At 63.9% G+C, this 26,518-nt stretch carries 22 protein-coding genes and 2 pseudogenes; 10 read left to right on the top strand and 14 right to left on the bottom strand.

Features of this window, described 5'->3' with window-relative positions; all coding sequences use genetic code 11:
- Nucleotides 1–283, top strand: a pseudogene (locus EOB59_RS36185) (phenylalanine--tRNA ligase subunit beta); the annotation flags it as partial.
- Between the two features lie 78 nt (nt 284–361).
- Here EOB59_RS36185 and EOB59_RS11745 read toward each other — a convergent pair.
- Nucleotides 362–2,842 carry an autotransporter domain-containing protein gene (locus tag EOB59_RS11745; RefSeq protein ID WP_164895632.1) on the bottom strand — a complete coding sequence of 827 codons (2,481 nt, stop codon included), beginning with the start codon at nt 2,840–2,842 and terminating at the stop codon, nt 362–364.
- A gap of 273 nt (nt 2,843–3,115) precedes the next feature.
- Here EOB59_RS11745 and EOB59_RS11740 point away from each other — a divergent pair, with 273 nt between their 5' ends.
- Complete coding sequence (locus tag EOB59_RS11740) at nt 3,116–3,718, top strand: nucleotidyltransferase family protein (RefSeq protein WP_128288412.1); 603 nt, start codon at nt 3,116–3,118, stop codon at nt 3,716–3,718.
- 111 nt (nt 3,719–3,829) lie between these two features.
- Here EOB59_RS11740 and EOB59_RS11735 read toward each other — a convergent pair whose 3' ends face one another.
- Complete coding sequence (locus EOB59_RS11735) at nt 3,830–4,825, bottom strand: aldo/keto reductase (protein ID WP_128288411.1); 996 nt, start codon at nt 4,823–4,825, stop codon at nt 3,830–3,832.
- A 96-nt stretch (nt 4,826–4,921) separates the two neighbouring features.
- Between EOB59_RS11735 and EOB59_RS11730 the strand changes: the two genes are divergently transcribed.
- The 5 genes from EOB59_RS11730 to EOB59_RS11710 all read left to right on the top strand — a co-directional run bounded on the left by EOB59_RS11730 (nt 4,922) and on the right by EOB59_RS11710 (nt 9,844).
- Nucleotides 4,922–5,812, top strand: coding sequence for a LysR family transcriptional regulator (locus EOB59_RS11730; RefSeq protein ID WP_127266811.1), 891 nt, complete (start codon nt 4,922–4,924; stop codon nt 5,810–5,812).
- 58 nt (nt 5,813–5,870) lie between these two features.
- Entirely contained in the window at nt 5,871–6,443 is a 573-nt protein-coding gene (locus EOB59_RS11725; RefSeq protein ID WP_128288410.1) for a cytochrome b, read from the top strand.
- 69 nt (nt 6,444–6,512) lie between these two features.
- Nucleotides 6,513–7,088 (top strand): YceI family protein, encoded by a 576-nt coding sequence (locus EOB59_RS11720; protein WP_127808252.1) that lies wholly within the window; start codon nt 6,513–6,515, stop codon nt 7,086–7,088.
- A gap of 69 nt (nt 7,089–7,157) precedes the next feature.
- Nucleotides 7,158–8,144 carry a Gfo/Idh/MocA family oxidoreductase gene (locus tag EOB59_RS11715; protein WP_128288409.1) on the top strand — a complete coding sequence of 329 codons (987 nt, stop codon included), beginning with the start codon at nt 7,158–7,160 and terminating at the stop codon, nt 8,142–8,144.
- A gap of 41 nt (nt 8,145–8,185) precedes the next feature.
- Nucleotides 8,186–9,844, top strand: coding sequence for an FAD-binding dehydrogenase (locus EOB59_RS11710; RefSeq protein ID WP_128288408.1), 1,659 nt, complete (start codon nt 8,186–8,188; stop codon nt 9,842–9,844).
- A gap of 35 nt (nt 9,845–9,879) precedes the next feature.
- Here the strand turns inward: EOB59_RS11710 and EOB59_RS11705 are convergent, their stop codons facing one another.
- From EOB59_RS11705 to EOB59_RS11675, 7 genes are all read right to left on the bottom strand, one after another.
- On the bottom strand, nt 9,880–10,818 hold the full coding sequence (locus EOB59_RS11705; RefSeq protein WP_127808250.1) for an alpha/beta hydrolase: 939 nt from the start codon (nt 10,816–10,818) through the stop codon (nt 9,880–9,882).
- Between the two features lie 217 nt (nt 10,819–11,035).
- Entirely contained in the window at nt 11,036–11,818 is a 783-nt protein-coding gene (locus tag EOB59_RS11700) for a carnitinyl-CoA dehydratase (RefSeq protein ID WP_127270028.1), read from the bottom strand.
- Entirely contained in the window at nt 11,811–13,889 is a 2,079-nt protein-coding gene (locus EOB59_RS11695) for an acetate--CoA ligase family protein (protein ID WP_128288407.1), read from the bottom strand. Before EOB59_RS11695 ends, EOB59_RS11700 begins: the two co-directional genes overlap by 8 nt.
- A 3-nt stretch (nt 13,890–13,892) precedes the next feature.
- Nucleotides 13,893–15,056, bottom strand: a complete 1,164-nt coding sequence (locus EOB59_RS11690; protein WP_127398681.1) for an acyl-CoA dehydrogenase — start codon at nt 15,054–15,056, stop codon at nt 13,893–13,895.
- A 4-nt stretch (nt 15,057–15,060) separates the two neighbouring features.
- Nucleotides 15,061–16,164 carry a carnitine 3-dehydrogenase gene (locus EOB59_RS11685; RefSeq protein WP_127269385.1) on the bottom strand — a complete coding sequence of 368 codons (1,104 nt, stop codon included), beginning with the start codon at nt 16,162–16,164 and terminating at the stop codon, nt 15,061–15,063.
- On the bottom strand, nt 16,161–16,790 hold the full coding sequence (locus EOB59_RS11680; protein WP_127269384.1) for an HD domain-containing protein: 630 nt from the start codon (nt 16,788–16,790) through the stop codon (nt 16,161–16,163). The genes EOB59_RS11685 and EOB59_RS11680 overlap by 4 nt, the downstream gene beginning before the upstream one ends.
- Before the next feature lie 22 nt (nt 16,791–16,812).
- Nucleotides 16,813–17,730: a 3-keto-5-aminohexanoate cleavage protein gene (locus tag EOB59_RS11675; protein ID WP_127808248.1), complete on the bottom strand. Its 918-nt coding sequence runs from the start codon at nt 17,728–17,730 to the stop codon at nt 16,813–16,815.
- A gap of 76 nt (nt 17,731–17,806) precedes the next feature.
- Here EOB59_RS11675 and EOB59_RS11670 point away from each other — a divergent pair, with 76 nt between their 5' ends.
- Complete coding sequence (locus EOB59_RS11670) at nt 17,807–18,787, top strand: GlxA family transcriptional regulator (protein ID WP_127398053.1); 981 nt, start codon at nt 17,807–17,809, stop codon at nt 18,785–18,787.
- 14 nt (nt 18,788–18,801) lie between these two features.
- Here the strand turns inward: EOB59_RS11670 and EOB59_RS11665 are convergent, their stop codons facing one another.
- The 3 genes from EOB59_RS11665 to xylA form a co-directional block, all read right to left on the bottom strand.
- On the bottom strand, nt 18,802–19,005 hold the full coding sequence (locus tag EOB59_RS11665) for a hypothetical protein (RefSeq protein ID WP_127398055.1): 204 nt from the start codon (nt 19,003–19,005) through the stop codon (nt 18,802–18,804).
- Between the two features lie 160 nt (nt 19,006–19,165).
- The gene (locus EOB59_RS11660) at nt 19,166–19,660 is read right to left on the bottom strand and encodes an N-acetyltransferase (RefSeq protein WP_164873729.1); all 495 of its coding nucleotides are present in this window, start codon (nt 19,658–19,660) and stop codon (nt 19,166–19,168) included.
- A 252-nt stretch (nt 19,661–19,912) separates the two neighbouring features.
- Entirely contained in the window at nt 19,913–21,238 is a 1,326-nt protein-coding gene (xylA, locus tag EOB59_RS11655) for a xylose isomerase (protein WP_127328551.1), read from the bottom strand.
- 112 nt (nt 21,239–21,350) lie between these two features.
- Here xylA and EOB59_RS11650 point away from each other — a divergent pair, with 112 nt between their 5' ends.
- Entirely contained in the window at nt 21,351–21,713 is a 363-nt protein-coding gene (locus EOB59_RS11650; RefSeq protein ID WP_128288406.1) for a nuclear transport factor 2 family protein, read from the top strand.
- Nucleotides 21,714–21,910: 197 nt separating this feature from the next.
- Here EOB59_RS11650 and xylB read toward each other — a convergent pair whose 3' ends face one another.
- The gene (gene xylB / locus EOB59_RS11640) at nt 21,911–23,365 is read right to left on the bottom strand and encodes a xylulokinase (protein WP_127808247.1); all 1,455 of its coding nucleotides are present in this window, start codon (nt 23,363–23,365) and stop codon (nt 21,911–21,913) included.
- Between the two features lie 82 nt (nt 23,366–23,447).
- Nucleotides 23,448–24,770, bottom strand: a complete 1,323-nt coding sequence (locus EOB59_RS11635) for a tetratricopeptide repeat protein (protein WP_127396580.1) — start codon at nt 24,768–24,770, stop codon at nt 23,448–23,450.
- A gap of 226 nt (nt 24,771–24,996) precedes the next feature.
- Between EOB59_RS11635 and EOB59_RS11630 the strand changes: the two are divergent.
- Nucleotides 24,997–26,518: pseudogene (locus tag EOB59_RS11630) on the top strand (autotransporter outer membrane beta-barrel domain-containing protein); the annotation flags it as partial.

Raw genomic sequence — 26,518 nt, 5'->3', positions numbered from 1 at the left:
CTTCCAGGCGGTCAAGCGCGACTTTGCTTTCGTCGTCGACAAAACGGTCGAGGCCGGCACGCTGGTGCGCGCGGCGCTCGCCGCCGACAAGAAGCTCATCACCGCCGTCTCGGTCTTCGACATCTTCGAAGGCGCTTCGCTGGGCGAGGGCAAGAAATCGATCGCCATCGAAGTGTCGATCCAGCCGGTTGAAAAGACACTGACCGACGAGGATTTCGAGGCACTGGCCAAGCGTATCGTCGAGAATGTCGGTAAGCAGGCCGGTGGCGTTCTGAGGACGTAGCGCCCAAGGCGACTGAACTGTTAGCGATGGGGCTGCTCATCCGTCCACGGGACGGATGAGCAGCCGTTGCCGCAATGGTCAGAACCCGCCGCCGACCCTCAGGCCAAAGGCATGGCTGTAGCTGTCTTGAAAGCCGATTGTGCCGCGATAATCGAGCCCGATGGATAACCCTTGGTGCAGCAGCAGATCGGCGCCCAGGCCGATCCTCACCTGGTCACTCGCCAAAGGCTGCGTCTGGAAGCCATAGACAAGGCCATCCGGACTATCCGCGTAGCGGATATCGACGCCGCTCGAGCCGGAGAATTCGTGAGTGTATTCAAACCGGAAGCGTGGTGTGAAGACGCCGAGGGCCACCGGCATGTCATAGCCGCCGGCAAGGCCAAGCGTGCCGCCGAAGCTGTCGACGCTCTGCTTGCCGAAGCTCAGCGAATAGATGCCTGCTCCGGTTTCGGTAAACGCGTCGAGGCTCGAAGAGGATGCCGTCAACCTGGCGAACGGAGTGAGTCGCAGCCCGCCGACGCGATGATCGAAACCGGCAGTCAGCGAGCCGAAAATCTGGTCGCCGTCACGCTGACCGTCGGCAAAGCCGCCAACACTTGTCACGAAGCGCTTCGAATCGAAGCTGAACGAACCGTAGCCGGCCAGGGCATCGAGAAACAGGTTTTCGGCCGGGCGATAGCTTGCATAGAGCGTCGCGCTGTAGGCCTCGCCGGAACTCTCGGTGCCATTGCCGCCAATGTCGCTGTCGTCGCTGGAGTAGCCGACGGCCAGACCGGCGACGAAACGGTCGTTGAAACGGTAGTCGATGCCGGTGGTCATGTTGATCGAAACGGAGTCCCGCTCCGCGCTATCGTCAGGCGAACTATGGCCGAGATCGATGTGGCCGCCGGCCCACAAGCCGAAGCCCAGCTTTGCCGCGTCGCCCCCACAATCGGATCCGTCTGGAAAGTCGACGCTGGCGGCATTGCCATCGGCGCCTTGGCCAGACAGTTCGAGCCCATTCGCAAAGGCCTTGCGGCACGCCTCGCTTCGCAAAGCGCCCATGCGATGGTTGATATTGCCTGTCTGCCCGGCGGCGAATTGCTGCACCGCTTGCGCCTGGGCATTGAGCAGCCCGGCGACCTCCGGATCGTCGGATGGGTCCGGCCGCGTGGTGACGGTGATGGTCACCGTGGCCGGATCGGAAACGCCGCCCGGGCCGGTCAGTGTGTATGTTACGATGACGGTGCCTGAAAACACCGGCGAGGACGCGAAGGTCAGTAGGTAGTTGGGCGCGCCGGACAGCGTCGCCGTGCCGCCCTCGGCGGGGGCGCTGGACATGATCGCCGCGGCGCTGAATGGTTCGCCGGTAGCACCCGGCGTCAACGGCAGCGAAGCTGACATGCCGGCAACGATCGTCATGGTCAGTGACGGCGCCGTCGGTCGGGGCGCCGCAGCGATGTCCAGCGTATACTCGCGCCTTGCCCTGTTCTCGGAGGTGTCGAACACATCGACGGCAAAGGCAAATGATCCGCTCTCGGTCGGCGTGCCGCCGAGTGTGCCATCGGTTGCGAGCGAAACGCCTTCGGGCAGATTTCCGATGATCCGCTGAAACGTGTAAGGCGCGCCCACACCACCGGTTGCGGTCAGCATCTGGCTATAGGGCTGCCCAACCTGGCCATTGGGCAAAGCTGCCGGTGAAATTACGATGGGCGGGCCAGTGGTGATCGCAAGCGTGTAGTCGCGTTCGCCGTTGTTGCCGACATGGTCCGTCGCCCGAATCCTGAAACTGTAGACCCCGGGGGCCGCTATGACCGGCCCGGAGAGGACGCCGGCACCGCTGAAGGCGACGGGCATGGAGCCCGAAACGATCGAGAACGTAAAGGGGCCGCCAGCACCACCCGAAGCCGTCAGCGCCTGGCTATAGGGCTGGCCAATCTGCGCGCCGGGCAAGGCAGCTGGTGAAATGACGACCGGGTTGTCCGCGATCACGATGGTGTAGTCGTGTTCGCCGCTGTTGCCGACATGGTCTGTCGCCCGGACCCTGAAACTGTAGACGCCGGGGGCGGCTATCACTGGCCCTGAGAGGACGCCGGCACTGCTGAAGGCGACGGGCATGGAGCCCGAAACGATCGAGAACGTGTAGGGACCGCCAGCGCCACCCGAAGCCGTCAGCGCCTGGTTATACGGCTGGCCAATCTGCCCGCCGGGCAACGCAGCAGGCGAAATCAAGACCGGGTTGTCCGCGATCACAATCGTGTAGTCGCGTGTGCCGGTGTTGCCGACCTGATCTGTCGCCAGGACTCTGAAATTATAGGTGCCGGGGGCGGCTATCACTGCCCCGGAGAGGACGCCGCCGCTGCTGAAGGAGACCGGCGTGACCCCCGAAGTGAGCGCGAACGTGTATGGCCCGCCAGCTCCGCCTGAAGCCATCAGCGTCCGATCATAGTGCTCACCAACTCTCCCATCCGGCAGCGTGGCCGGGGAAATCACGATCGGCTCCGCCGCAGCACTTGCATTGAGCGAGGCTGCGATCAGAACGCAGAAGGTCGCGGCAATCCAGAACCACTTCGCAGTCAATTTTGCCCTGTCGATCGGTCCTCTCGACGATGCTGCTGGCCAAACCGACGATATCTGCATGCCCAGGCTACCCCAGCCGGTGTGGAAAATTCCAATAGCAATCGTCCATGCCGGCAGATGGGCAGACGCGCATAGTCGTCAGATGACGAGGGTGGGGCTGTTTTAGGGCCAGGCCGAGCATCATGGTCCGGTCACGTTGCAATCTGGCCACATCTTTGGTGGCGCTATGGGCGAAGCATTGCGGATACTTGCCGAATCGCTCTCCAAAGGGCGATGGATCCTCTCTGCTATTCGGGCCTTCCTCTTGAAGAGCAGCGCGCGGCGTTTCTCGCCATCGTGCTTGCCGACCCGCTGTTACGCGACGCGCTGGCGCGGGCTCGCACGCTCGACCTGCCGGACTGGCTGGTGGTTTCCGGCGCGCTCTACAACAGTGTCTGGAACCATCTGACCGGCAAGCCTTCGGGGTATGGCATCAGGGATGTCGACCTGTTCTACTTCGATGACAGCGACCTCTCCTACGAGGCCGAGGACGCCGTTATTCGCCGCGCGGAGAAGCATTTCGAAGGACTGCCGCTGCCGGTCGAGGTGCGCAATCAGGCGCGGGTGCATCTTTGGTATCCGCAGAAGTTCGGGCGGCCGTGCCCGCGCTATTCGAACGCCAGCGATCCCGTCTGCTATTTCGCGTCGAAGACGCACGCCGTCGGGGTTCGATACGATGCTGACGGGCAGCTGGTGTTGGTGGCGCCGTTCGGGCTGGATGATGTTTTTTCGTTCCGCATCACACCGAACCGGGTGATGGACAGTCAGAAGACGCATGAGGCGAAGGGCAGACGCGCCCAGGAGTATTGGCCGGAGATCACTGTCGTGCCTTGGTAGGAAATGTCGGCAGGGCAGAGGGGGGCGCTTCACGCCAGCGTCTCCCACCTTTTGCACCGCGCTGCGTACGAAAAAGGGGCGCCCGGCGCCCCTTTCGCTTACTCGCAGTTTTTACCCATTCACCAGCGCCAGCAACTCCTCAGTATAGCGCTTGCCCATAACCTTGTTGGGCGACAGCGCGTCACCAATAGCCTGCACCTCGGCCGCGCTTAGCGCGATGTCCGCCGCCGCCGTGTTCTGCTCCAGATGGCGTATCTTGCGCGCGCCGGGGATCGGTACGATGAAATCGCCCTGGTGCAGCACCCAGGCCAGCGCCAGCTGTGCCGAGGTCACGCCCTTTTTAACAGCCAGCTTTTCCAAGGTGGCGATGACAGCGGCGTTGGCTTCCATCGCCTCGGCCTGGAAGCGCGGCAAGGTCCGGCGCCAGTCGCCGTCGCTCAAGGCCTCGGGCTCGGCGATCGTGCCGGTCAGCAGCCCACGGCCGAGCGGGCTATAGGGAACGAAGCCGATGCCGAGCTCGCGGCAGACGGCGAACACCTCGTCTTCCGGGTCGCGGCTCCACAGCGAATATTCGCTCTGCACGGCCGATATCGGATGCACGGCATGGGCCCGGCGAATGGTCGCGGCACTCGCCTCGGACAGGCCAAGCGCGCGCACCTTGCCCTCGCGCACCAGTTCGGCCATGGCGCCGACCGTATCCTCGATCGGCACGTTGGGGTCGACACGGTGCTGGTAGTAGAGGTCGATCACATCGGTGCCCAGCCGCTTCAGCGAGGCCTCGGCGACCGCTTTGACGTGCTCGGGGCGGCTGTCGACGCCAGCCATGCGGTCGAGGCCTGTACCTTCCTCCAGAATCCGGAAGCCGAATTTTGTCGCGATCGTCACCTTGTCGCGCACCGGCTTCAGCGCCTTGCCGAGCAGGATCTCGTTCTCGAAGGGGCCATAGACCTCCGCCGTGTCGAAGAAGTTGACGCCGATATCGACGGCGCGATGCAGCGTGGCGATCGCATCGGCTTCCGCTTGGCCGCCATAGGCGAAGCTCATGCCCATGCAGCCGAGGCCGACGGGGTAGACGTTCAATTCAGTTCCTAGCTTGCGGGTTTGCATAACGCGTCTCCTTGTTGCGATGTGGGAGAAATAGCGCCTTGCCTTGTGTTCGATAATCGGCTTCCATCCGCACGGGCTGTACTAAAAGATAGATCAATGAATCGCGCGCATCTTTCCCAATTGGCCGTGCTGGCAACTGTCGCTCAATGCGGCAGCTTTCGGGGCGCCGCCAGGGAATTGGCCATCGCGCCTTCGGCTGTCAGCCACGCGGTATCCAGCCTGGAGGCGCGGCTTGGCGTTCGGCTGCTGGCGCGCAGCACACGCAGCGTCGCGCCGACCGAAGAAGGTGCGCAGTTGCTGGAGCGGTTGCGGCCGGCGCTGTCGGAGATCGACCTGGCGCTGGAGACGGCAATCGAGACGCGCGACCGGCCGGCCGGCAATCTGCGCCTGACCGTGCCGCGCACGGCAGCGCATTTGGCGCTGACGCCACGGCTGGGCGCCTTTGCGTCGGCCTATCCCGACATCGTGCTGGAGATCGTCATCGAGGACCGCTTCACCGACGTGGTGGAAGGCGGCTTCGATGCTGGCGTCCGGCTTGGCGAGAGCCTGCAGCGCGACATGATCGCGGTGCGCATCGGGCCGGACCTTCGCGGCGCGGTGGTCGGCGCCCCGGTCTATTTCGAGGTCAACCCCAAGCCGCGCCACCCGCGCGACCTGGCCGGCCACCGCTGCATCCGCTTCCGCTTCTCCAGCGGCATCCTCTACCGCTGGGAGTTCGAGAAAGGCCGCGAGACGATCGAGATGGCGGTGGAGGGACCGCTGATCCTCGACGAGGACCATCTGATCGCCCAGGCGGCGGTCGACGGCGCCGGGCTCGCCTTCGTCTTTGAGGACTATGTCCGCGCCCCGCTCGCCGACGGCAGGCTGATCCGCGTGCTGGAGGACTGGTGCCCGCCCTTCGACGGCTTCTTTGTCTATTATCCGAGCCGCCGTCAGATGCGGCCAGCGCTCAGGGCGTTTGTCGATTTCTTCAAGGTGAGTGGATAGAGCCGGCTCGCCCCTCCCCCTGGTGGAAGAAAACCGGCATCGCGGTCGTTCACCAACGATGCAAACATCGATCACCAACAGCACCACCCGCTATGGCTGGGGCGCGATCATTCTTCACTGGCTGATTGCGCTGATCTTCATCGGCCAGTTCGGACTCGGCTTCGTCATGGTGCGGGTGACCAGCCAGCGCACCGCCTTCGAACTGATCCAGCTGCACAAATCCTTCGGCTTCCTGCTGCTCGGCCTGATCATCCTGCGCATCGTCTGGCGCTGCGGCAATACAACGCCGGCGCTGCCGCGCTCGGTCGGGACTTTGGAACGTCGGGCGGCACCGTTGGCCCATTTTGCGCTCTACGCGTTCCAGCTTGCCTTGCCCTTGTCCGGCTGGGCGCTCGTGTCGGTCTCGATGCTGGAGATACCCAGCCTGCCGTTCAACCTGTTCGTCATGCCGAACCTGCCGCTGGCCGAATCGGATGGTGCCGAAAGCTTCTGGGCGGCGGCGCATTGGTATCTTGCCTATGCCGGCATGGCGCTTGTGGCTCTCCACGTTGCGGCGGCACTGCGGCATCATTTCCAGCTCAGGGATGGCGTGCTCATGCGCATGATCACGCCTTCGTCAGATCCGGAATAGAGCGAGCGGTTCATTCGTTCATGGAGTGAGGGCGCGAGAAATGCGCTGCCTCCAACAAGGAACATCCCCATGTACACGCGCATCCTCGGATTTGCGGCGGTCGCCGCTTGCCTCGCCATGCCTGTTTCAGCGGCCGTCGCGCTTGGTGACGCCGCCGGCAGCTATTCGATCAGCCCGGCCAACTCCAGCATCCGCTTCTCCATCGGCAAGGTCGGCGGCGGCGGCCTGAATGGCGCCTTCGCCCGCTTCAAGGGCTCGATCCGCATCGACAACAGCGATGTCGGGCACTCGCAGGTCAATTTCACCATCTTTCCCGAAAGCGTTGGCACCGGCCAGAGCCGTATCGATGCCTTCCTGCGCTCCGACGCGGTGTTTGATGCCGCCAACAACCCGGAGATCCAGTTCCGCTCTACCAGCGTGACCCGAACCAGCGACACCACGGCCCTCGTCAGCGGCCGGCTGACGGCGCGCGGCAAGACGTTTCCGGAAAAGTTCACGGCCGAGCTTGGCGGTCTCAAGGCCGGGACGATCAAATTCCATGTCACCGGCAAGGTGCTGAGGTCGCGCTACGGCATGGATGTCGGCACGCCAATCTATTCCAACATCGTCGACTTCGACATGACGCTGACCGGCAAAAGGGGCTGACCCTCGTCATTGGCTTTTCCGGCGATTTCGGGCAAACCTCGTTGCCTGTAATTGTGATGGAGAAGCCTGATGTTCCGATGGGGTGTGTTGTCGACGGCCAAGATCGGCCGCGAGCATTTGTTGCCGGCGATGGTCGAGGCGGAGAACGGCGTGCTGTCGGCGATCGCCAGCCGTGACCTGTCGAAGGCCAAGGCGCTGGCCGAGCGCTTCGGCGCGCGCCATGCCTTCGGCTCCTATGAGGAACTGCTTGCCTCCGACGAGGTCGATGGCGTCTACATCCCGTTGCCGACCTCGCAGCATGTCGAATGGGCGGCCAAGGCCATCGAAGCCGGCAAGCACGTGCTGGTCGAAAAGCCGCTGGCGCTCGACGCCAAGGAGATCCTGCCGCTGATCAAGCTGCGCGACCAGAAAAAGGTGCTGGTCTGCGAGGCCTTCATGGTCATCTACCACCCGCAATGGATCAAAGTACGCGACCTCATCGCCAGCGGCGCCATCGGCCGGCTGCGCCATGTGCAGGGTGCCTTCTCCTACTACAATGTCGACCCCAGCAACATGCGCAACCAGCTCGACCTCGGCGGCGGCGCGCTGCCCGATATCGGCGTCTACCCGACCGTGTCGACGCGCTTTTCGACCGGCAAGGAGCCGCTGCGCGTGCAGGCGACGATCGAGCGCGACAAGACATTCGGCACCGACATCTACTCCTCGATCCGCGCCGATTTCGGCGACTTCGAGCTGTCCTTCTATCTGTCGACGCAGATGGCGGCGCGCCAGGTGATGGTGTTCCACGGCGAGAAGGGTTTCATCGAGTTGTTCTCGCCCTTCAATGCCGGGCTCTACGACCACCACCGCGTCGAACTGCACAACCAGAACCACACCGAGGCGCAGGTGTTCCGCTTTCCCGGCACGCAGCAATACCGGCTGGAGGTCGAGACCTTCGCGCGTGCAGCACAGGGCGGCAAGGAGCGCGTCTTCACGCTGGAGGAATCCGTGCTCAACCAGAAAGTCATCGATGCCATCTTCCGCGCCGGCGGCAAAGAAGGCTGGGAGACCGTCTGACCCCTTGCAATTGAAGTAGCCGGCTAATTCTGGGAGGAAAGATGGCTGACGATGCGGACGTGATCATTGTCGGCGCCGGCCTTGCAGGGCTGGTTGCCGCCGCCGAGCTTGCCGAGGCCGGCAAGAAAATCATCATCGTCGACCAGGAGCCCGAGCAGTCGCTGGGCGGCCAGGCATTCTGGTCGTTCGGCGGCCTTTTTCTCGTCGATTCGCCCGAGCAGCGGCGCATGCGCATCCGCGATTCGCATGACTTGGCGTTGGAAGACTGGTTGGGCACCGCGGCTTTCGATCGGCCGGAGGATTTCTGGCCGCGCAAATGGGCGGAAGCCTATGTCGGCTTCGCCGCCGGCGAGAAACGCTCCTGGCTGATGCAGCGCGGCCTGAAATTCTTTCCTGTGGTCGGCTGGGCCGAGCGGGGCGGCGGCAATGCCATCGGCCATGGCAATTCGGTGCCGCGCTTTCACATTACCTGGGGCACCGGCCCCGGTGTGCTCGAACCGTTCGCCCAGCGCGTGCGCGAGGCCCAAAAGCGCGGATTGATCAGTTTCAAATTCCGCCACCGCGTCAATGAACTGACGCGGACGGGTGCTGTTGTGACCGGTGTGCGTGGCGACATCCTGCAGCCCAGCGCTGTCGAGCGCGGCCACAAGAGTTCGCGCGAAATATCAGGCGATTTCGAGCTTCACGCGCAAGCGGTGATCGTCGCCTCCGGCGGCATCGGCGCCAACCATCAGCTTGTGCGGGAAAACTGGCCGCAGCGGCTGGGCGCGGCACCGAAGCGCATGATCACCGGCGTGCCCGATCATGTCGACGGCCGCATGCTGGCGATCACGGAACGGGCCGGCGGTTCGATCATCAACCGCGACCGCATGTGGCACTATGTCGAGGGCATCAAGAATTGGGCGCCGGTCTGGACCGATCATGCGATCCGCATCCTGCCCGGCCCGTCATCGCTGTGGCTCGATGCGCGCGGCAAGCGCCTGCCGGTGCCGCTCTATCCCGGTTTCGATACGCTGGGCACACTCAGCCACATCATGAGCACCGGCTTCGACTATTCCTGGTTCATCCTGACCAAGAAGATCATCCAGAAGGAGTTCGCGCTGTCGGGCTCCGAACAGAACCCGGACCTGACCGGCAAGAGTTGGCGCCAGGTGCTCGGTCGCGCCACATCGGGCATTCCGAGCCCGGTCAAGGCGTTCATGGAGAAGGGCGAGGATTTCATCGTCGAGGCCGACTTGCCGACGCTGGTCGCGCGCATGAACGCGCTTGCCGGCGGCGAGCCGCTTCTTGAGGTAGCCCAAGTCGAGCGCGAAATCCGCGCCCGCGACCGGCAGCTCGACAACCCGTTCTCCAAGGACATGCAAATCACCGCTCTGCGCGGGGCGCGCGCCTATCTCGGCGACCGGCTGATCCGCACGGCCAAGCCGCACAAGATGCTCGATCCGGCAAACGGCCCGCTGATAGCGGTGCGCCTCAACATCCTGACGCGCAAGACGCTGGGCGGCCTGCAGACCGATCTCGACAGCCGCGTGCTGCGTGCCGATGGCCAGCCGGTTGCGGGACTCTACGCCGTCGGCGAAGCCGCCGGTTTTGGCGGCGGCGGTGTGCATGGTTATGCGGCGCTTGAGGGCACCTTCCTCGGCGGCTGCATCTTTTCCGGCCGCAGCGCCGGCCGTGCGGCGACCGCTTCGGTGGGATGAGCCGGGGCCGGTCGGTCCTCAGAGTCCAGCCGCGATCACCAGCGCCAATCGCCCTGTCCAAGCGCGGTCACCGCATCGACGATCCGGGTGAAGCTTGCGCGGGCGCGGCCGACCGTGTGCCGGCCTCGGAGATAACCATGCACCAGCCCCGTTTCCTCGAACCAGGTTGCGCGTCCGCCCGCCGCCACGACCAGGTCGTGATAGCTCTCGCCATCCGACGACAGCGGGTCGCACTCGGCGGTGATCAGTACTGTCGGCGGCAGGTTGGAGAAGTCGGTGTCGGCGAGCGGCGACAGCGTGATGTCCCCGGTCCTATCCACGCCGCTGGTGCGGATGTGCTTGTAGAATTCGAGATCGCGGATGGTCAGCATCGGCGCTTCGGCGTGCTTGACATAGGAGCCTTTCGCGCGGTCTCCGCCGAGGCCGGGATAGATCAGCACCTGGCCAACCGGCCTTTTCGAACGGTCACGCGTGGCGTGACTGACGGCGGCGCAGAGATTGCCGCCGGCGCTGTCGCCGCACAGCACGATAGGATGATCGCGATTGGCGGCGGCCCATTCGAAGGCGCTCATCGCATCGTCGAAGGCCGCCGGATGCAGATGCTCCGGCGCCAGCCGATAATCGACCGAGACCACCTCATAGCCGGTGCGGGCACAGAGCTCGGCGCAGACATCGTCGTGGCTGTCCAGCCCACCGAGGATGAAGCCGCCGCCATGGACATAGAGCACCGTCACCGCAGCTTTGTGTGTGCTTCGGTAGGTGCGGATCGGGATGTCGTGCGTGGGCGTCGCAATGGCTGAGGTTTCGACCGCCACGCCTTCGGGATAGCCGGCAAAGAATTCGCGGCACATGCGGTCATAGATCCCGCGCTGCTGCGCGATCGTGTAGTCGATCGTGTCGGGCGGATAGTAGGAATTGGTCCGCTCTATGAACGCCCAGGTCTCGGCGTCGATGAGGGTTTTGTAATCGGTCATGGGTGCTGGAAAGGCGCCCAAGGCTGAGCCAGGGCGCCCCCCTCTGTCCTACCGGACATCTCCCCCTCAAGGGGGGAGATCGGATGTTGCGAAGGCTTTCGCCAACCTTCTGCGTCGCAAGAAGAGCGCAGAGATCGAAGCTGCCAATCTCCCCCCTTGAGGGGGAGATGTCCGGCAGGACAGAGGGGGGTGAGCGCTGTCATTTCGGCAACAATCCTCATTTCCCCTTCCACACCGGCTCACGCTTCTCCGCAAAAGCGCGAAAACCCTCCATGCCGTCTTCGGAGCCGTAGAGGGCATCGACCGTCGGCAGCTGGCGCCGCGTCACCTTGTTCATTGCATCCTGGAAGGTCAGCGCCTCGGCCACACGCGCGGTCTCCTTGATCGCTGCAAAGACCAGCGGCGGGCCGCCTGCGAGCAGCCGGGCGATCTCCCAGACACGGTCCTCGAGCTTCTCCTTGGGCAGCACTTCGTTGACCAGGCCCCAGCGATGCGCCTCGGCCACATCCATCCAGCGGCCGGTCAGCAGAAGGTCCATGGCGACATGGTAGGGGATGCGCTTCGGCAGTTTGATCGTTGCCGCGTCGGCCAGCGTGCCGGCGCGGATTTCGGGGAGCGCGAAGGAGGAATGATCGGAGGCATAGATGAGGTCGCAGGACAGCGCCAGCTCGAAGCCGCCGCCGACCGCCATGCCGTTGACGCAAGCGATCACCGGCTTGTTGAGGTCGCGCAATTCTTGCAGCCCGGCAAAGCCGCCGACGCCATAGTCGCCATCGACGGCATCGCCGCCGGCAGCGGCTTTGAGGTCCCAGCCGGCACAGAAGAACTTGTCGCCGGCGGTCTTGACGATGGCGACGCGCAATTCCGGATCGTCTCGGAATGCCTTGAAGGTCTCGCCCATCAGCCGAGAGGTCTTCAGGTCGATGGCGTTGGCTTTGGGCCGGTCGAGGGTGACCTCGAGGATGGTGCCCTCGCGGCGGGTCGAAATGACGTCAGACATTCTTGTTCTCTCCCAGCACCAGCAGTGCGTCGGCGATCCAGGCGCCCTTGCCTTCGCTGCAGACGATCAGCGGGTTGATGTCGAGTTCCTCGATCTCACCGGCATTCTGCTGCACGAAGGCGGCAATGCCCGAAATGGCATCGATGGCAGCCGCGACATCGGCTTTTGGCCGGCCGCGATAGCCCTCGAGCAGCGGGAACAGTTTCAGGCCGCGCAGCGCCGCCTCGATATCGTCGCGCGTCGCCGGCAGCATCAGCGTGACGCTGTCGCGCAACAGTTCGACCAGCACGCCGCCGGTGCCCAAGGTCATCACCGCGCCGAACATCGGGTCGCGGGTGAAGCCGACGATCAGTTCCGCGACACCGTCGCGCACCATGCGCTCGACATAGAGCCCGGTGCCGAGCGGCAAGAGGTCATGCGCCGCGGTGCTGACGGATTCGGCATCCCTGAGGTTGAGCCTGACGGCGCCAACTTCGGATTTGTGGCTGACGCCGAGCGCCTTCAGTGCGACGGGAAAGCCGAGCGCCATCGACGAAATCACCGCCTCGACCGCATTGGCGGCCCGTTCGCCTTTCGGCACCGGCAGGCCGGCCTTGATCAGCCGCGATTTTGCTTCGGCCTCGTCGGGCGTGACATGGTCGCCACCAGGCGCACCGGCAGCAGAAGTGTCGATCGGCTGCGCCTGCGGTTCGGCCCAAGCCCAGCCGATGAAGGCCGCCGCCCCGGCGGCATCCATGGCTTCCGAAATGCCGAACAACGGCACCATGCCGCGCGCCATCAGTTCGGCGGTGTACTCCTCCGGCAGGTTTTCCGGCAGCGACGAGACGATCGCGCCATGCGCCTTGTTGGTCTTCAGCGCCGATTCGAAGGCGCGCAACGTCGCCCACCAATCGGTGACCGAACAACGATCAGGTCGCGGAAAATCCAGCACCAGCATGTTGAGGTCGAAGCCGCCCGACACCATGGCGGTGAAGGTGGCGGTCATCGCCGGCTCGTTGTTCCAGATGAAGGTGTGATAGTCCAAGGGATTGGCGACCGCGACCAGCGGCCCGAGCGTCGATTTGACATGGGCGCGGTGGCTGTCGGTCAGCACAGGGAAATTGACCCAGCGCCCTTCGGCGCTGTCGGCCATGACGGAGGCCTCGCCGCCGGAGCAGCTCATCGACGACAGCCTGTAGCCGGGCAAAGGTCCGGTGATGTGCAGCAGCTTCAGCGCCTCGATAAAGGCGGGGATCGAATCGACACGCGCAATGCCGAGCCGCCGCAGGAACGCACCCGAGGCCGCGTCCGAGCCGGCCAGCGAGGCGGTGTGCGAGACGGTCGCCTGCCTGGCCTGTTCGGAACGGCCGACCTTCATGGCGATGATCGGCTTTTTCAGCTCGCGCGCCCGTGCCGCCAGCCTCTCGAAGCCGGCTACCGAATCGAAGGCCTCGATATGCAGGCCGAGCGACGTGACCCGCTCGTCCTCGATCAGGCCGAGCGCCATTTCGGACAGACCGGTCTGCGCCTGGTTGCCGGCGGTCATCAGGAAGGCGATCGGCAGGCCGCGCCTCTGCATGGTCATGTTGATGGCGATGTTGGAGGACTGGGTGATGATGGCGACGCCCTTGCCGCCCTCGGCCAATCTTATGCCGCCATGCTGGTCGGGCCACAGCAGCGCGCCGTCGGCATAATTGATCAGGCCGTAGCAATTCGGCCCGATGATCGGCATCAAGCCGGCTGCGGCGACCAGCTCGGCCTGCAGCCGCTCGCCATCATCGTCATAGGCCTCGGTTTCGAGGAAGCCGGCGGCAAAGCAGACGGCGCCGCCGGCGCCGCGCTCGGCCAGCGCCTTGATCACCTCGATGGTCAAATGCCGGTTGACGCCGACAAAGGCAGCATCGGGCGCGCCCGGCAGGTCAGCCACCGAACGATAGGCCTTGCGACCGGCGACCTCGTCCTTGGTCGGATGCACCGGCCAGATCTCGCCGGCAAAGCCCATCTTGATCGATTGCGCGACGACGGCCGCGGCCTGCGCACCGCCGAAGACGGCGATCGATTTCGGCCGCAGGAGACGCTCAAGTTTATGCATATGTTATGCCCCGAACGGACGCAGCAGCGCCCTTGAAATAATGTGGCGCTGGATCTCTGACGTGCCTTCCCAGATGCGCTCGACGCGCGCGTCGCGCCAGATGCGCTCCAGTGGCAAATCGTCCATCAGTCCCATGCCGCCATGAATCTGGATCGCCTCATCGGCAACGTATGCAAGCATCTCGGTGGCCTTCAGCTTGGCCATGGCCATGTCCTGATCGGTGACAGTGCCCTGATCGTACTTCCAGCCGGCTTCGAACACCATCAGGTCGGCGGCCTTCAATTCGGTCGCCATGTCGGCAAGCTTGAACGACACGCCCTGGAACTTGCCGATCTGCTGGCCGAACTGCTGGCGCTGCGCGGCATACTCGATGGCATGGCCAAGCGCCCGCTCGGCGCGGCCGAGGCAGGTGGCGCCGACCTGCAGCCGGGTGGCGCCGAGCCATGAATTGGCGACGTCGAACCCCTTGTGGACTTCGCCCAACACTTGGGCGGCGGGAAGCCGGCAATCGTCGAATTCGAGGATGGCGTTGGTGTAGCCGCGATGCGAGACGTTGCGGTAGCCATCGCGGACGGTGAAGCCCTTCGTCCCTTTGTCGACGAAGAATGCGGTGATCTTCTTGCGCCTGCCGCGCGGCGAATCCTCTTCGCCTGAGGCCATGAAAACGATGGCAAAGTCGGCGAGGTCGGCGTGGGAGATAAAATGCTTGGTGCCGTTCAGCACCCAGTCGTCGCCGTCCTGTACGGCGGTCGCCTTCATGCCGCGCAAATCGGAGCCTGCGCCCGGCTCGGTCATCGCCAGGCAGTCCCATTTCTCGCCGCGGATGCAGGGGAACAGATATTTCTCGCGCTGCTCCGGCGTGCCGGCCAGGAGGATGTTGGAGGGCCGCGCCACGCAAGTCCAGTGCAGCGCGTAATTGGCGCGGCCAAGCTCCTTTTCGTAGAGCAGCCAAGTCACCGTATCGAGGCCAGCACCGCCGACATCGGCCGGCATGTTGGCGGCATAGAGCCCAGCTTCGATCGCCTTGACCTTGATCTCCTCGATCAGGTCGCGGCGCAGCACGCCGGTGCGCTCGACCTCGCGCTCATGCGGGTAAAGCTCGTTCTCGACGAACGCACGCGTCGTCTCGACGATGAGCCTCTGTTCCTCCGACAGCCCGAAATCCATGCTCTCAGCCTTTCTTCTTGCCGGGCTTCTTCTTCGGCTTTTCGGCTTTCTTCACCGGTTTCAAGGCTTTGGCCTTCTCGGCCGCCTTGGAGGCCGTGGGCTTCTTCGCCGCCAGCTTGGCCAGTTGCCTGGTATAGTCCTTGTGCAGCGCGCCGGCGCCCCAGCCCTTGCCTTTGTTCTGCTTCGACAGCGCGTCCATGATGGCGACCAGATTGTCGTCGCGGATTTTTTCCAGTTCGCGGATCGACAGCCCATGTGCCTGGTCGTCCGATTGCGTGGCGATCAGGTCGACCAGTTCGTCGTTGAACTCCGGCACATCCATCAGCTTGGTCCATGGCCATTTCAGGCAGGGCCCGAACTGCGCCATGAAGTGGCGCATGCCGGCCTCGCCACCGGCGACGCGATAGACCTGGAACATGCCCATCTGCGCCCAGCGCAGGCCGAAGCCGTAGCGCATGATGTCGTCGAGTTCCTCGACCGTGCAGATGCCGTCCTTGATCAGCCACAGCGCCTCGCGCCATGCCGCTTCGAGCAGGCGGTCGCCGACGAAGGCCTCGATCTCCTTGCGGATGACGACCGGCTTCATGCCGATCGAGGCATACATCTCCTTGGCGACCTCGATCGCCTCGGGAAAGGTCTGCTCGCCGCCCACGATCTCGACCAGCGGCAGGAGATAGACCGGGTTGAACGGATGGCCGACGACCAGCCGCTCCGGATGCTTCTTCATCGCCACCTGCATGTCGGTTGGCTTGATGCCGGAGGTCGAGGAACCGACAATCGCATTGGCCGGCGCGTGGGTATCGATCTCGGCGAGCACCCGGTGCTTGAGGTCGAGCCGTTCCGGCACGCTTTCCTGAATGAAATCGGCATCGGCCACTGCCTCGGCGATGGTCTTGGCAAAGGTCAGCTTGCCCTCTTTTGGCAAACCGCCGGGTACCATCTGCTTGTAGGCGCGGCGCGCGCCCTTCATCACTTCGCCGACCTTGCGCGACGCCTCGGGATCGGGATCGAAGATCGACACGTCGATGCCGTTGAGCAGCAGCCGCGCCACCCAGCCGGCGCCGATGACGCCGCCACCGATGGCGGCTGCCTTGTTGATGATGCTCATGCGGAAGCTCCGGTTCTGGTCATGGCGGTTGTGGGATCTATGAGCGGCACGCGTTCGCCGGCGCGGATCACGGACGGGTCGTATGCCTTGCGGGCAAAGACTTCGAGGACGAAGGGCCGGAAGAATTCGATCGGCAGCGTGTCATAATCGGGGTCGAAGCTGGACTGGTCCCAGCGTTCGCAAAACTGGTCGCAATCGTCGAAATAGGCGTGGCCGGCAAAGCGGTCGCGCGCATGGCGGTTACCGCCGAGGTGATGGGCATAGTAGAGCCGCTGGAAGTCGCCATGTTTCTCCACCACCCAAGTGCATTGTTCGCGCACGAAGGGTTTCAGGATCGAAGCGGCATATTCGTCGTGATTGTAAGGCGCATAGATGTCGCCGATGTCGTGCAGTAGCGCGCAGGCGATCCAGTCGGTGTCGGCGCCGTCGCGCCAGGCACGCGTCGCCGCCTGCAGCGAATGGCCGAGCCGGGTGATCTTGTAGCCCGAAAGGCCCGCGTCGAGCTGCACCAGCGCATCGAGCAGCCGCTCGCCGGTCCTGGCGGCATAGTCGATCTCATGCGCGGTCAGGAACTCGTAGTCGTCCCGGTCGCCATCCTTCATTGCGGTGAATTTTACGGTAGTCATGCCGACCCTCCCGACGAATAATTTATGCCGCGATCGGCGCCCGCTTGGTGAGGTTGAGCTTCTGCCGTACCTCTTCCGGCCCAAGGATCCTGGCGCCGAGATTGGTGACGATGCTGGCGGCGCGCTCGACCAACTGCGCATTGGTCGCCAGTACGCCCTTGTCGAGCCAGAGATTGTCTTCGAGACCGACGCGGACATTGCCGCCGGCCAGCACCGCCGCAGCAGCATAGGCCATCTGGTTGCGGCCGATGGCAAAGGCCGACCAGTTCCAGGTCGACGGCACATTGTTGACCATCGCCATGAAGGTGTTGAGGTCGTCGGGCGCGCCCCACGGCACGCCCATGCAGAGCTGCACCAGTGCATCCGGATTGAGCACCTTTTCCTCGACCAGCTGCTTGGCGAACCACAGATGACCGGTGTCGAAGGCCTCGATCTCCGGCTTGACGCCGAGCGCCGTCATCATGCCGCCCATGGCGCGCAGCATGCCGGGCGTGTTGGTCATGACATAGTCGGCCTCGGCGAAATTCATGGTGCCGCAGTCGAGCGTGCAGATTTCCGGCAGGCATTGGCGCACATGTTCCATGCGGTTGGTGGCGCCGCCCATGTCTGTGCCTTTTTCGTTGAGCGGCAGCGGCGCTTCCGGCGATCCGAACACCATGTCGCCGCCCATGCCGGCGGTCAGGTTGAGGATGACGTCGACTTCTGCCTCGCGGATGCGCTCGGTCACTTCGCGGTAGAGATGCACATCGCGCCTGGGCTTGCCGGTTTCGGGGTCGCGGACGTGGCAGTGCACGATTGCGGCGCCAGCCTTGGCCGCGTCGATGGCCGAATCGGCGATCTGCTTTGGCGAGCGCGGCACATGAGGGCTGCGGTCCTGCGACCCGCCGGACCCGGTCACGGCACAGGTAATGAAGACCTCACGGTTCATCGCAAGCGGCATAGAACTCTCCTCCGAAAGAACAGTCCACAACAATGCCCGACTTGCCGAAAACTGTTTTGCGTTTTACGAAGCTTCCATGACAAAAAGCGAAAAACCGACGATCTTTCGCGCCGAGCGCTCGCCGCTCAAGGTGACGCTGCTGGTGTTTTCCGGCTCGTCCATCATGTGCGTCGCATCCGCCGTCGATCCACTGCGGGCCGCCAACCGCATCTCCGGCGAGACCCTGTTCGATTTTCGGCTGGTCTCGGTGACCGGCGAGGCTCCGGTCACCACATGCGGCCTGCCGGTGGCGGTCAGTGGCCGTTTCGACGCGGGCGAGCCAACCGACGTCCTTGTCGTCGTCGCCGGCTTCGGCACCCAGAATTATGCAACGTCGGCTCTGTTGTCCGGACTGCGCCGGGCGGCACGCACGGCGCGTGCTTGCGGCGGTGTCGAGGCGGGCACCTGGCTGGTGGCTCGCGCCGGCCTGCTGGAAGGGCGCAGCGCCACCACCCACTGGGAGGACATGGAGGATTTTTCCTCGGCCTTTCCCGGCGTCGATGTCCGCCCTGACCGCTATGTCATCGACGGGCCGGTGTTCACGTCGGGTGGCGCGTCGCCGACCTTCGACCTGATGCTGCATCTCATCCGTACGCGGCTCGGCATGGCCGTCGCACTCGATGTCGCCAGCGTCTTCATCTACGACCAGGCGCGCGCCGCCACCGACGCACAGCCGCTGGTCTCGCTCGGCCGGCTCGACGGCTACGACCCGCGCCTTGCGCAAGCCATCCGGCTGATGGAAGCGCATGTCGACCAGCCGCTGACCATAGAAGCAGTGGCAAAGCGCGCCGGGGTGACGGCGCGGACATTGGAGAGCATCTTTCGCAAGTCGATCGGCGAGACGCCGGGCGCCTATTATCTCAGGCTGCGCCTCGGTGCCGCGCGCCGGCTGGTGGTCGATACAAGGGTTGCCATGGCCGACATTGCCGGGCGGACCGGGTTCTCGTCCGCCGCGGCATTTTCGAGGGCGTTTTCAAAGACTTTCGGCGAAGCGCCGGTCAGGTTGCGGAGGGGGTAGGTTTCAACGCGCGATCAGGCCGCGTTCTGGCGGTCGCCGTCGATTTGCGAGCGCATCTGTCTGGCCAGACGGGTCTCGAAGCGGCTGGCCACGGCGCGATCCCATTCATTCGAAATCTTGGCGTCGTCCGTTTTCCGCGGCATCGCCATCAGCCGGTCGATGATCGATCCAGCCTCGCCAGGTGAGAGCAGGGCGTCGATTTCACGTTCGTTCTGCATATCGGTTCGCCTCCTTCTTCCTCTCCCGCCACGAGCCAGTCTTATACGAGATTCGTGACGGCTGTTTGAAGGCAAGAGCGAGGTCATTGAAGGGCGTCGAAGGGCAAAACCGTGTCGCGGGACCGGGCCATGCGCAAAGCTGTTCCTGCGCCTTGGCAGGTCAGGTCAAGGAGAGATCTACAGCCGCTTTTCGAACAGCACTCGTGGTAAAGCCACTGTCCCATTCGTCGTCTGGATAGCGGTTTTTCTCGACATAGCCGACCGCCTTGTAGAGGGCTTGTGCCGGCAGGTTGAACGTGTCGGTTTCCAGCCGCGCCTGCGCCAACCCGGCGGTGCCGATTGCCTGTTCGGCATGGGAAAGCAGCTTGCGGCCGACACCTTGGCCTTGACGGGATGCCATGACGTGCAGGGCCTCGATGAAATCCGCGCGCCAATGGATCAGGCCGGCGACCTCGCCATCGATCTCGGCAACGGCGAACTCAGGCCAGCTCCGGTCGACATAGCGCCCGCCAATATCCGTCTCGACATAGCACCGCGCCGCTGCTTCGGTGATGTTCGGCAGCCATGTGCCTTCGAACGTTTCCTGCAGCACCTGCTTCAACGCCGGAATATCGCTCGCCTGCGCCGGGCGCACGATGATTCGATCCTCTGCCATTTTCCGTCTCCCGCCAATGCATGTCGCCCAAAAGTGCCAGCGGTTTTGGGATGACGACATGCATAAAAATAAAGGCTGCCGCACGGGCTCTCTTTCGGCGACACGCGTGGCATCTTGATCTCACGCTGGCTGCCGAAGATCTGTGCGATCCTCGGCAGCCTCTCGCGAAGTGGGCTGACTAGCAGATAGCGATGGCGGCGGCTTTCATCCAGTGGTGCCGGATGTCGGTCCAGAGATGGAGCGGCGCGCGCCTTACACGTAGCGGTTGACGATATTTTCCAGCAGTTCCTGGCGGCCGGACCTCGGCTGCGGCTCGATCTTCTTCTTGACGACACGCTCGGCGATATCCTCAAGCGTGCGCTTGCCGGCGAGCATCGCCTTGCCCTCGGCCGTGTTCCAGCCGGCATAACGTTCGGCCAGCGGCGCCGATAGCGCCTTGTCCTCAACCATGCGGGCCGCGGCTTTCAGGCCACGTGCGCAAGAGTCCATGCCGCCGATATGGCCGATCAGCAGGTCCTGCGGATCGAGCGACTGGCGGCGCAGCTTGGCGTCGAAATTGGTGCCGCCGGTCTTGAAGCCGCCGGCCTGCAGGACCTGGTAGTAGGCCAGTGCCATTTCCGGCACGTTGTTGGGGAACTGGTCGGTGTCCCATCCCGACTGATAGTCGTTGCGGTTCATATCGATCGAACCGAAAATGCCGAGCGCATTGGCCAGAGCCAGTTCGTGCTCGAAGGAATGGCCGGCCAGGATGGCGTGGCCCTGCTCGATATTGACCTTGACCTCCTTCTCCAGCCCGAAGCGCTTGAGGAAGCCGTAGACCGTGGCGACATCGTAATCATACTGATGCTTGGTCGGCTCCTGCGGCTTCGGCTCGATCAGGATCGCGCCCTTGAAGCCGATTTTGTGCTTGTAGTCGACGACCATGCTGAGGAACCGGCCGGCCTGTTCCTGCTCGCGCGCGAGGTCGGTGTTGAGCAGCGTCTCATAGCCTTCGCGCCCGCCCCACAGCACGTAGTTTTCGCCCTTCAGCCGCTTGGTGACGTCGATGCAGCTTTTTACCGTCGCCGCTGCGTAGGCAAAGACATCCGGATCGGGATTGGTGGCCGCCCCCGACATGAAGCGGCGATTGGAGAACAGATTGGCGGTGCCCCAAAGCAGCTTGACGCCGGTCTGCTTCATCTTCCCCGCGAAGTAATCGGCGATCTCGTCGAGGCGCGCGGCACTTTCGGAAAAATCCTTGCCTTCCGGCCGCACATCGGCGTCGTGGAAGCAGAAATAGGGCGCGCCGAGCAGCGAGAACATCTCGAAGGCGACGTCCGCTTTCAGCTTTGCCAGCTCCATCGTGTCGGTGCCACCTGCCTTGGGGAACCACGGCCGGTCGAAGGTCTGGCCGCCGAACGGATCGCCGCCCGGCCAGGCAAAGGAGTGCCAGTAGGCGACGGCGAAGCGCAGATGGTCTTCCAGCCGTTTGCCGGCGACGAGCTCGTCGGGATTGTAGAACCTATAGGCCAGCGGATTGGTCGAATCCGGCCCTTCATATTTGATTTTCTTGATGTCGCCGAAAAATCCGCTGCTCATGATTTCTGTCCTCTCACAAAGTTCTGCCGCCATTACCTCAGGCGTAATTGGTTTCAGGCCAGCGCCGGTTGAAAAGGGTCATGTCAAAACCGTCAAATGAAGGAGACAGACCATGACCGACCTCACCAAGATCGCTGAAAACTACATCACCGCCTGGAACGAAAGCGATGCCGTCCGCCGGACCGAATTGCTCAAGGCGACCTTCACGGAAGACGTCAGCTATCGTGATCCGCTCATGCAGGGCGACGGCCATGAAGGCGTCGCGGCTCTGATCGACGGCGTGCAGCAGCGCTTTGCCGGCTTCCGGCTCTCGCTGAAGGGCACGCCGGACGGTTTTGCCGACAAGATCCGCTTCTCGTGGAATCTCGGGCCTGAGGGGACGCCATCGGTGATCGAAGGTACCGACATCGGAATCATCGAGAACGGCCGCCTGAAGAGCGTCACCGGCTTTCTCGACAAGGTGCCTGCGCAGTAAGGACTTCTGGGCGAGGCGGGTGCGAAGCGCCCCCCTCTGGCCTGCCGGCCATCTCCCCCTCAAGGGGGGAGATTGGCTGTCTTTCCCGCCATCGCTAATTATCAACCTTGCAAGACGAGTAAAGCCGTCAACGCTGCCGATCTCCCCCCTAGAGGGGGAGATGCCCGGCAGGGCAGAGGGGGGCGCCTCGCACTGAATCACGCGGTTACAGCCCTGATCGCCGGGTACAGCTCCCGGTAGCGCTGATAGGCATCGGCATAGACGCCGCCAAGCGCCGCGTCCGGTTCGATCGTGGCATCCGTCCTCGGTGCCGTACAGACTTCCAGGGGATCGGCACCAGTCGCAGCGATCAGGCCGAGCCGTGCGGCGCCAAAGGCGGCGCCGAAGTCGCCGTCGGCGGGAATGTCGACAGGCAGTTGAAGCGCGGTGGCAATCGCCTTCAGCCAGTAGCGCGAGCGGGAACCGCCGCCGATCGCCGTCACCCGCGTCAAACTCGTGCCGGCCTTCGCCAGGGCGTCGAGGCTGTCGCGGAAGGCAAAGGCCACACCCTCCAGCACGGCCTGGGTCAGCACGGCACGGCTCGATTCATGCGCCAGCCCGGCGAACGCGCCGCGAATGGCGGCATCATTGTAGGGTGTGCGCTCACCCGAGAGATAAGGCAGGAAGGACACGCCGCTGGGCGCCTCCAATGTGTCGCCGAGTTCAGCGGTCAATTCGCCGGCGCTCTTCCCGGTGATTTCGGACAGCCAATTGAGCGAATCCGTTGCCGACAGGATGACCCCCATCTGGTGCCAGGTGTTCGGCAGGGCGTGGCAGAAGGTGTGAACCGCGCTAGCCGGGTTGGGCAGGTAGGAAGCGTTGGCGGCAAACAGCACGCCCGATGTGCCGAGCGAGACGAAAGCGTGGCCGGCGCCGACCGTGCCCATGCCGCAGGCCGAGGCCGCATTGTCGCCGGCGCCGCCGGCGATTGGAATGCCGGCCTGGACGCCCCATTTCGAGGCCAATTCACTGCGCAGTGCGCCTGCCTTGTGCGTACCCTCGACCAGCGACGGCATCTGCTCCTCGTCGAGCGACGTCGCTGCGAGCAGGTCCGTACTCCAGCGCCGGTTGCCGACATCGAGCCAGGAGGTACCGGCAGAATCCGACATCTCCGAAATGTGTTCGCCCGAAAGCCAGAGCCGCAGGAAATCCTTGGGCAGCAGCACTTTTGCGACCTTGGCGAAGAGAGCGGGTTCGTTGTTTTTCACCCAGGCAAGTTTCGGCGCGGTGAAACCGGGAAAGACGATGTTGCCGGTCAGAGCGCGGAAGCGCGGATCGGCATCGAGGACAGCCGCCTCGGCATGGCTGCGCGTGTCGTTCCACAGGATGCAGGGACGCAGCACCTTGTCGGCGGCGTCGAGCAGCGTGGCGCCATGCATCTGCCCGGACAGGCCAATGCCCTTGACTGCCGCGAGTTCATCCGGATGGGAGGATTTGAGCTCGGCGATTGCGTCTTCGCAAGCCCGGATCCAGTGCTCGGGATTCTGTTCCGACCAGCCGGGATGCGGCCGTGAAACATCAAGCGAACCATGGCCGGAACCGACGACGGTTTGCCCGGCAACGATCAGCAGCGCCTTGACGCCCGACGTCCCGAGATCGAGGCCCAGATACATGTCTTCCTCCCACGCCAGTTAATTTTTTCGGGTCTCGAAAAAATCTGGCTTGGCCAGTTTTTAAAACAAGATCCGCTTCGGGTCAATTCTCCGACAAATCGGCGGCGCGTCGCACAAACAGCGCTGACAGCGGACTGTCGGGCCGCGCCATCGAACGCTCGGCCGTGAGCGCCCTGGCCAGCGCACCGTCACCGGCGCGCAACGCTGCCTCGATCAGCGTCAGGTCGATAACATCGCGCTGGGCGTGGCTGCCGCCGAAGCGATGGGAGATCGATCGGATCGGCCGGATCAGGCGCACGGTCTCGGCGTAACTGCCCTCACCGAATGCCTTGATGGCGAGCGTCAGCGGATGGCCGACATCCCGCGTGAAAGCCGCATTGTCGTCGCTGCCACGCATGGCCTCGCGCTGAGCCTCAAGCAAAGCGAGGGCCGGCGCATCTAACCCTGCACCGACAAAGGCCATCATCGCGTGGGCATCGTTGAAGGCATAATTGCCGGCGCCGGCCTTATGCCAATTGGCGGCGAGCGCCGCCCAGCGGTCGCCGACATCGACGCCGCCGAGGGCGAGCCGCCACAGGACTGCCGAGGCATCGACCATGTTGAGCGCCATCGTCGATTGCACGATGTAGATGGGGCCGTCATAGAGGGCCAGCACCGCGTCGGTCTCGCCGAGATCATAGTGGAACAGCGCCAGGTGCCACCAATTGTGGACCTGCAGGAAACTCTCCCTTGTCCACGCTTCCGGGTTGGTCAGCATCCAGGCGATGCCATCCCTTTGCCGGCTCTGCATTTCCATGACATGGGCGACGGCATGCTGCGCCCAGCCGTCGCGCGGCTCGAAGTCGACCGCCGCGCGGCCAAGCTGCTCGGCCCTGACATAGTCACCCATTTCCTCCAGCCCGAAGGCGTGCATGCCGAGCATGGCGTGGTAGCCGGGCATGCCGCTTTGCCAGGACGGCAGGGCGCGTGCGATGCGGTCGCGCAGCATGCGTGCATTGCCGGTGAAGAAATCGATCTGGTGGCCGACCTGCAGCGCCAGCCCGTCGCGCGGGGTCTCGATGGTGATGTCCTCGAGAATGCGGCTGGCTTGATGCCAGCGTCCGTTGGCGAGATGACCCAGGGCTGTGACATGCGCCCGCTCGCGCGTGGTCGCGGCAAGCGGCAGTGACGCCTCATGGCAAGCCTTGGCCACCGCTGTCGCCTCCCGCTCGGTGGCGAGGCCGAACAGATAGCCCTTGAAGACATGCGCCATGACGAAGCCGGGATCTTCCGCGATGGCGTGGTCGATGGACGCCACGGGATCGCCGATGAAGCACTGCAGTTCGCGCACTGCCTGGCTGTAGGGGGCGAACCCCGCCTCCGTTGCACCCGAAAGCGTCAGGCCGAATGCGTCCCTGGTTGCCATGCGATGTCCTTTCATCGATCCGTGACAGGGCCTCGATCCTTCGGCCCAAACCGATCCTAAAGCATGGGCCACGGACACGCCAACCGCGCGCTACGCCAGATCATTTCAGTAGTCTTTGCAGTTTAGCAACCATGCGGGGCAGATTAGGCTTTGTAAAATCGAATGAATTGTGTCTTCATTACGGCGACTGGCGGGGGCTGGAAATCGCGAATCGAGAGGGGACGCGATGTGGCATATGAAGAACTCGCTTCCGAACAGTCGTTCGGAGGATGCGCAGGTGACAGTTGCTTCGCCACGGCGAAAGCCGCATCCGCTACACCCTTGGCTTATTAGCATCCTCTCAACTACGGCCTTTGCGTTGCTGCCCAATTCAGCTGCGTTTGCCGCATGCGTGCTGGGCCCAATCGCCGGAAATACCGTCTACACCTGCGATAGCGGCGACTCGGGCGGCAGCCTCACCGATGCCGATGGCGATAACACGCTGAATTTTCCCGCCGGCGGCACCGGGCAGATATCAGGCAACGTGACCTTTGGTGTCGGCACGGACCGCATCGACATGCAGTCCGGCACCATCACCGGCACCGTCGATCAGGGTGGCGGCACGGATTTTTTCACCATTGGCGCGGGGACCGTCGCCGGCAATGTCCAGCAGGGCGCCGGCATCGACGACTTCAACATGAGCGGCGGCCAGATCGGCTCGCTCAACCAGGGCGACGGCCTCGACACCTTCACCATGACCGGCGGCCGCATCGTCGATTTCTTCGACGATGGCGACCGCGCCGTGATGATCGGTGGCCGCATCGGCCGCGTCAACATGAAGCTCGACCAGAATTACTTCAACATGTCCGGCGGCACCATCGACCGCAACCTCGTCACCGGCTTCGACAAGGACACGATCATCCTGTCGGGCGGCACCGTCGGCGGCAACATCAGCGTCAGCGGCGGCAATGACAGCGTCACGGTCACCGGCGGCACGGTCGGTGGCGATATACTGATGAGCTTTGGCGCCGACGATTTCGTCTGGAACGGTGGCGGCATCATCTATGGCGCCGTCGATCTCGGCGGCGACAACGACACCGCCAGGCTCAGCAACCTCACCAACGCCAATCTCGGTGCCACGAATGCCATATCAGGCGGCCTCGGTACCGACGCGCTGACACTGGACAACGTCAAACTGGATGGGGTCAGCCGGCTCCAGAACTGGGAAAGCATCGACGCCACCAACGACACCGAACTGACGATGGACAGCAAGCTGGTGCTCGGCGATAGCGGCACCGGCACAGGTTCGCTCAGTGTCGATGCCGCAAGCACGCTCTATGGCGGCGGCTTCAATGCGGCGATCCAGGCGTTTACGGCAGGCCAGTTGGCGCAGGTCACCAATGCCGGCCGCATCGACCTGACCAATGGCAGCACCGGCGCCACCGACAGCCTGACGATTTCGGGCAATTATGTCGGGCTGGGGGGCCTGCTGCTTATCCAGACCGAGCTCGGTGACGATTCCTCCGCATCCGACAAGTTGGTCCTGTCGAGCGGAACGGCTTCCGGTTCGACCGGCATCTCCGTGGTCAATCTCGGCGGCGCGGGGGCTGCGACCACGCAGGACGGCATCATGGTCGTCCAGGCAATCAACGGCGCCACCTCGGGCGCCACGACATTCGCGCTCGACGCCCCGGTCGCCGCCGGTGCCTTTGAATATTACCTGTTCAAGGGCGGCGTCAGTGCCGGCAGCGAGGAGAACTGGTACCTGC

Source organism: Mesorhizobium sp. M7A.F.Ca.MR.176.00.0.0 (assembly GCF_004023165.1).
GTDB lineage: Bacteria > Pseudomonadota > Alphaproteobacteria > Rhizobiales > Rhizobiaceae > Mesorhizobium.
Note: the sequence above shows the minus strand (reverse complement) of the source record. Positions and strands in the feature narration are given on the sequence as shown.

What these genes read in the sequence shown, in the direction of transcription:
- EOB59_RS11740 (WP_128288412.1), top strand. Translation starts at nt 3,116, where the DNA reads ATGGATCCTCTCTGCTATTCGGGCCTTCCTCTTGAAGAGCAGCGCGCG.
- EOB59_RS11735 (WP_128288411.1), bottom strand. Translation starts at nt 4,825, where the DNA reads ATGCAAACCCGCAAGCTAGGAACTGAATTGAACGTCTACCCCGTCGGC.
- EOB59_RS11730 (WP_127266811.1), top strand. Translation starts at nt 4,922, where the DNA reads ATGAATCGCGCGCATCTTTCCCAATTGGCCGTGCTGGCAACTGTCGCT.
- EOB59_RS11725 (WP_128288410.1), top strand. Translation starts at nt 5,871, where the DNA reads ATGCAAACATCGATCACCAACAGCACCACCCGCTATGGCTGGGGCGCG.
- EOB59_RS11720 (WP_127808252.1), top strand. Translation starts at nt 6,513, where the DNA reads ATGTACACGCGCATCCTCGGATTTGCGGCGGTCGCCGCTTGCCTCGCC.
- EOB59_RS11715 (WP_128288409.1), top strand. Translation starts at nt 7,158, where the DNA reads ATGTTCCGATGGGGTGTGTTGTCGACGGCCAAGATCGGCCGCGAGCAT.
- EOB59_RS11710 (WP_128288408.1), top strand. Translation starts at nt 8,186, where the DNA reads ATGGCTGACGATGCGGACGTGATCATTGTCGGCGCCGGCCTTGCAGGG.
- EOB59_RS11705 (WP_127808250.1), bottom strand. Translation starts at nt 10,818, where the DNA reads ATGACCGATTACAAAACCCTCATCGACGCCGAGACCTGGGCGTTCATA.
- EOB59_RS11700 (WP_127270028.1), bottom strand. Translation starts at nt 11,818, where the DNA reads ATGTCTGACGTCATTTCGACCCGCCGCGAGGGCACCATCCTCGAGGTC.
- EOB59_RS11695 (WP_128288407.1), bottom strand. Translation starts at nt 13,889, where the DNA reads ATGCATAAACTTGAGCGTCTCCTGCGGCCGAAATCGATCGCCGTCTTC.
- EOB59_RS11690 (WP_127398681.1), bottom strand. Translation starts at nt 15,056, where the DNA reads ATGGATTTCGGGCTGTCGGAGGAACAGAGGCTCATCGTCGAGACGACG.
- EOB59_RS11685 (WP_127269385.1), bottom strand. Translation starts at nt 16,164, where the DNA reads ATGAGCATCATCAACAAGGCAGCCGCCATCGGTGGCGGCGTCATCGGC.
- EOB59_RS11680 (WP_127269384.1), bottom strand. Translation starts at nt 16,790, where the DNA reads ATGACTACCGTAAAATTCACCGCAATGAAGGATGGCGACCGGGACGAC.
- EOB59_RS11675 (WP_127808248.1), bottom strand. Translation starts at nt 17,730, where the DNA reads ATGCCGCTTGCGATGAACCGTGAGGTCTTCATTACCTGTGCCGTGACC.
- EOB59_RS11670 (WP_127398053.1), top strand. Translation starts at nt 17,807, where the DNA reads ATGACAAAAAGCGAAAAACCGACGATCTTTCGCGCCGAGCGCTCGCCG.
- EOB59_RS11665 (WP_127398055.1), bottom strand. Translation starts at nt 19,005, where the DNA reads ATGCAGAACGAACGTGAAATCGACGCCCTGCTCTCACCTGGCGAGGCT.
- EOB59_RS11660 (WP_164873729.1), bottom strand. Translation starts at nt 19,660, where the DNA reads ATGGCAGAGGATCGAATCATCGTGCGCCCGGCGCAGGCGAGCGATATT.
- xylA (WP_127328551.1), bottom strand. Translation starts at nt 21,238, where the DNA reads ATGAGCAGCGGATTTTTCGGCGACATCAAGAAAATCAAATATGAAGGG.
- EOB59_RS11650 (WP_128288406.1), top strand. Translation starts at nt 21,351, where the DNA reads ATGACCGACCTCACCAAGATCGCTGAAAACTACATCACCGCCTGGAAC.
- xylB (WP_127808247.1), bottom strand. Translation starts at nt 23,365, where the DNA reads ATGTATCTGGGCCTCGATCTCGGGACGTCGGGCGTCAAGGCGCTGCTG.
- EOB59_RS11635 (WP_127396580.1), bottom strand. Translation starts at nt 24,770, where the DNA reads ATGGCAACCAGGGACGCATTCGGCCTGACGCTTTCGGGTGCAACGGAG.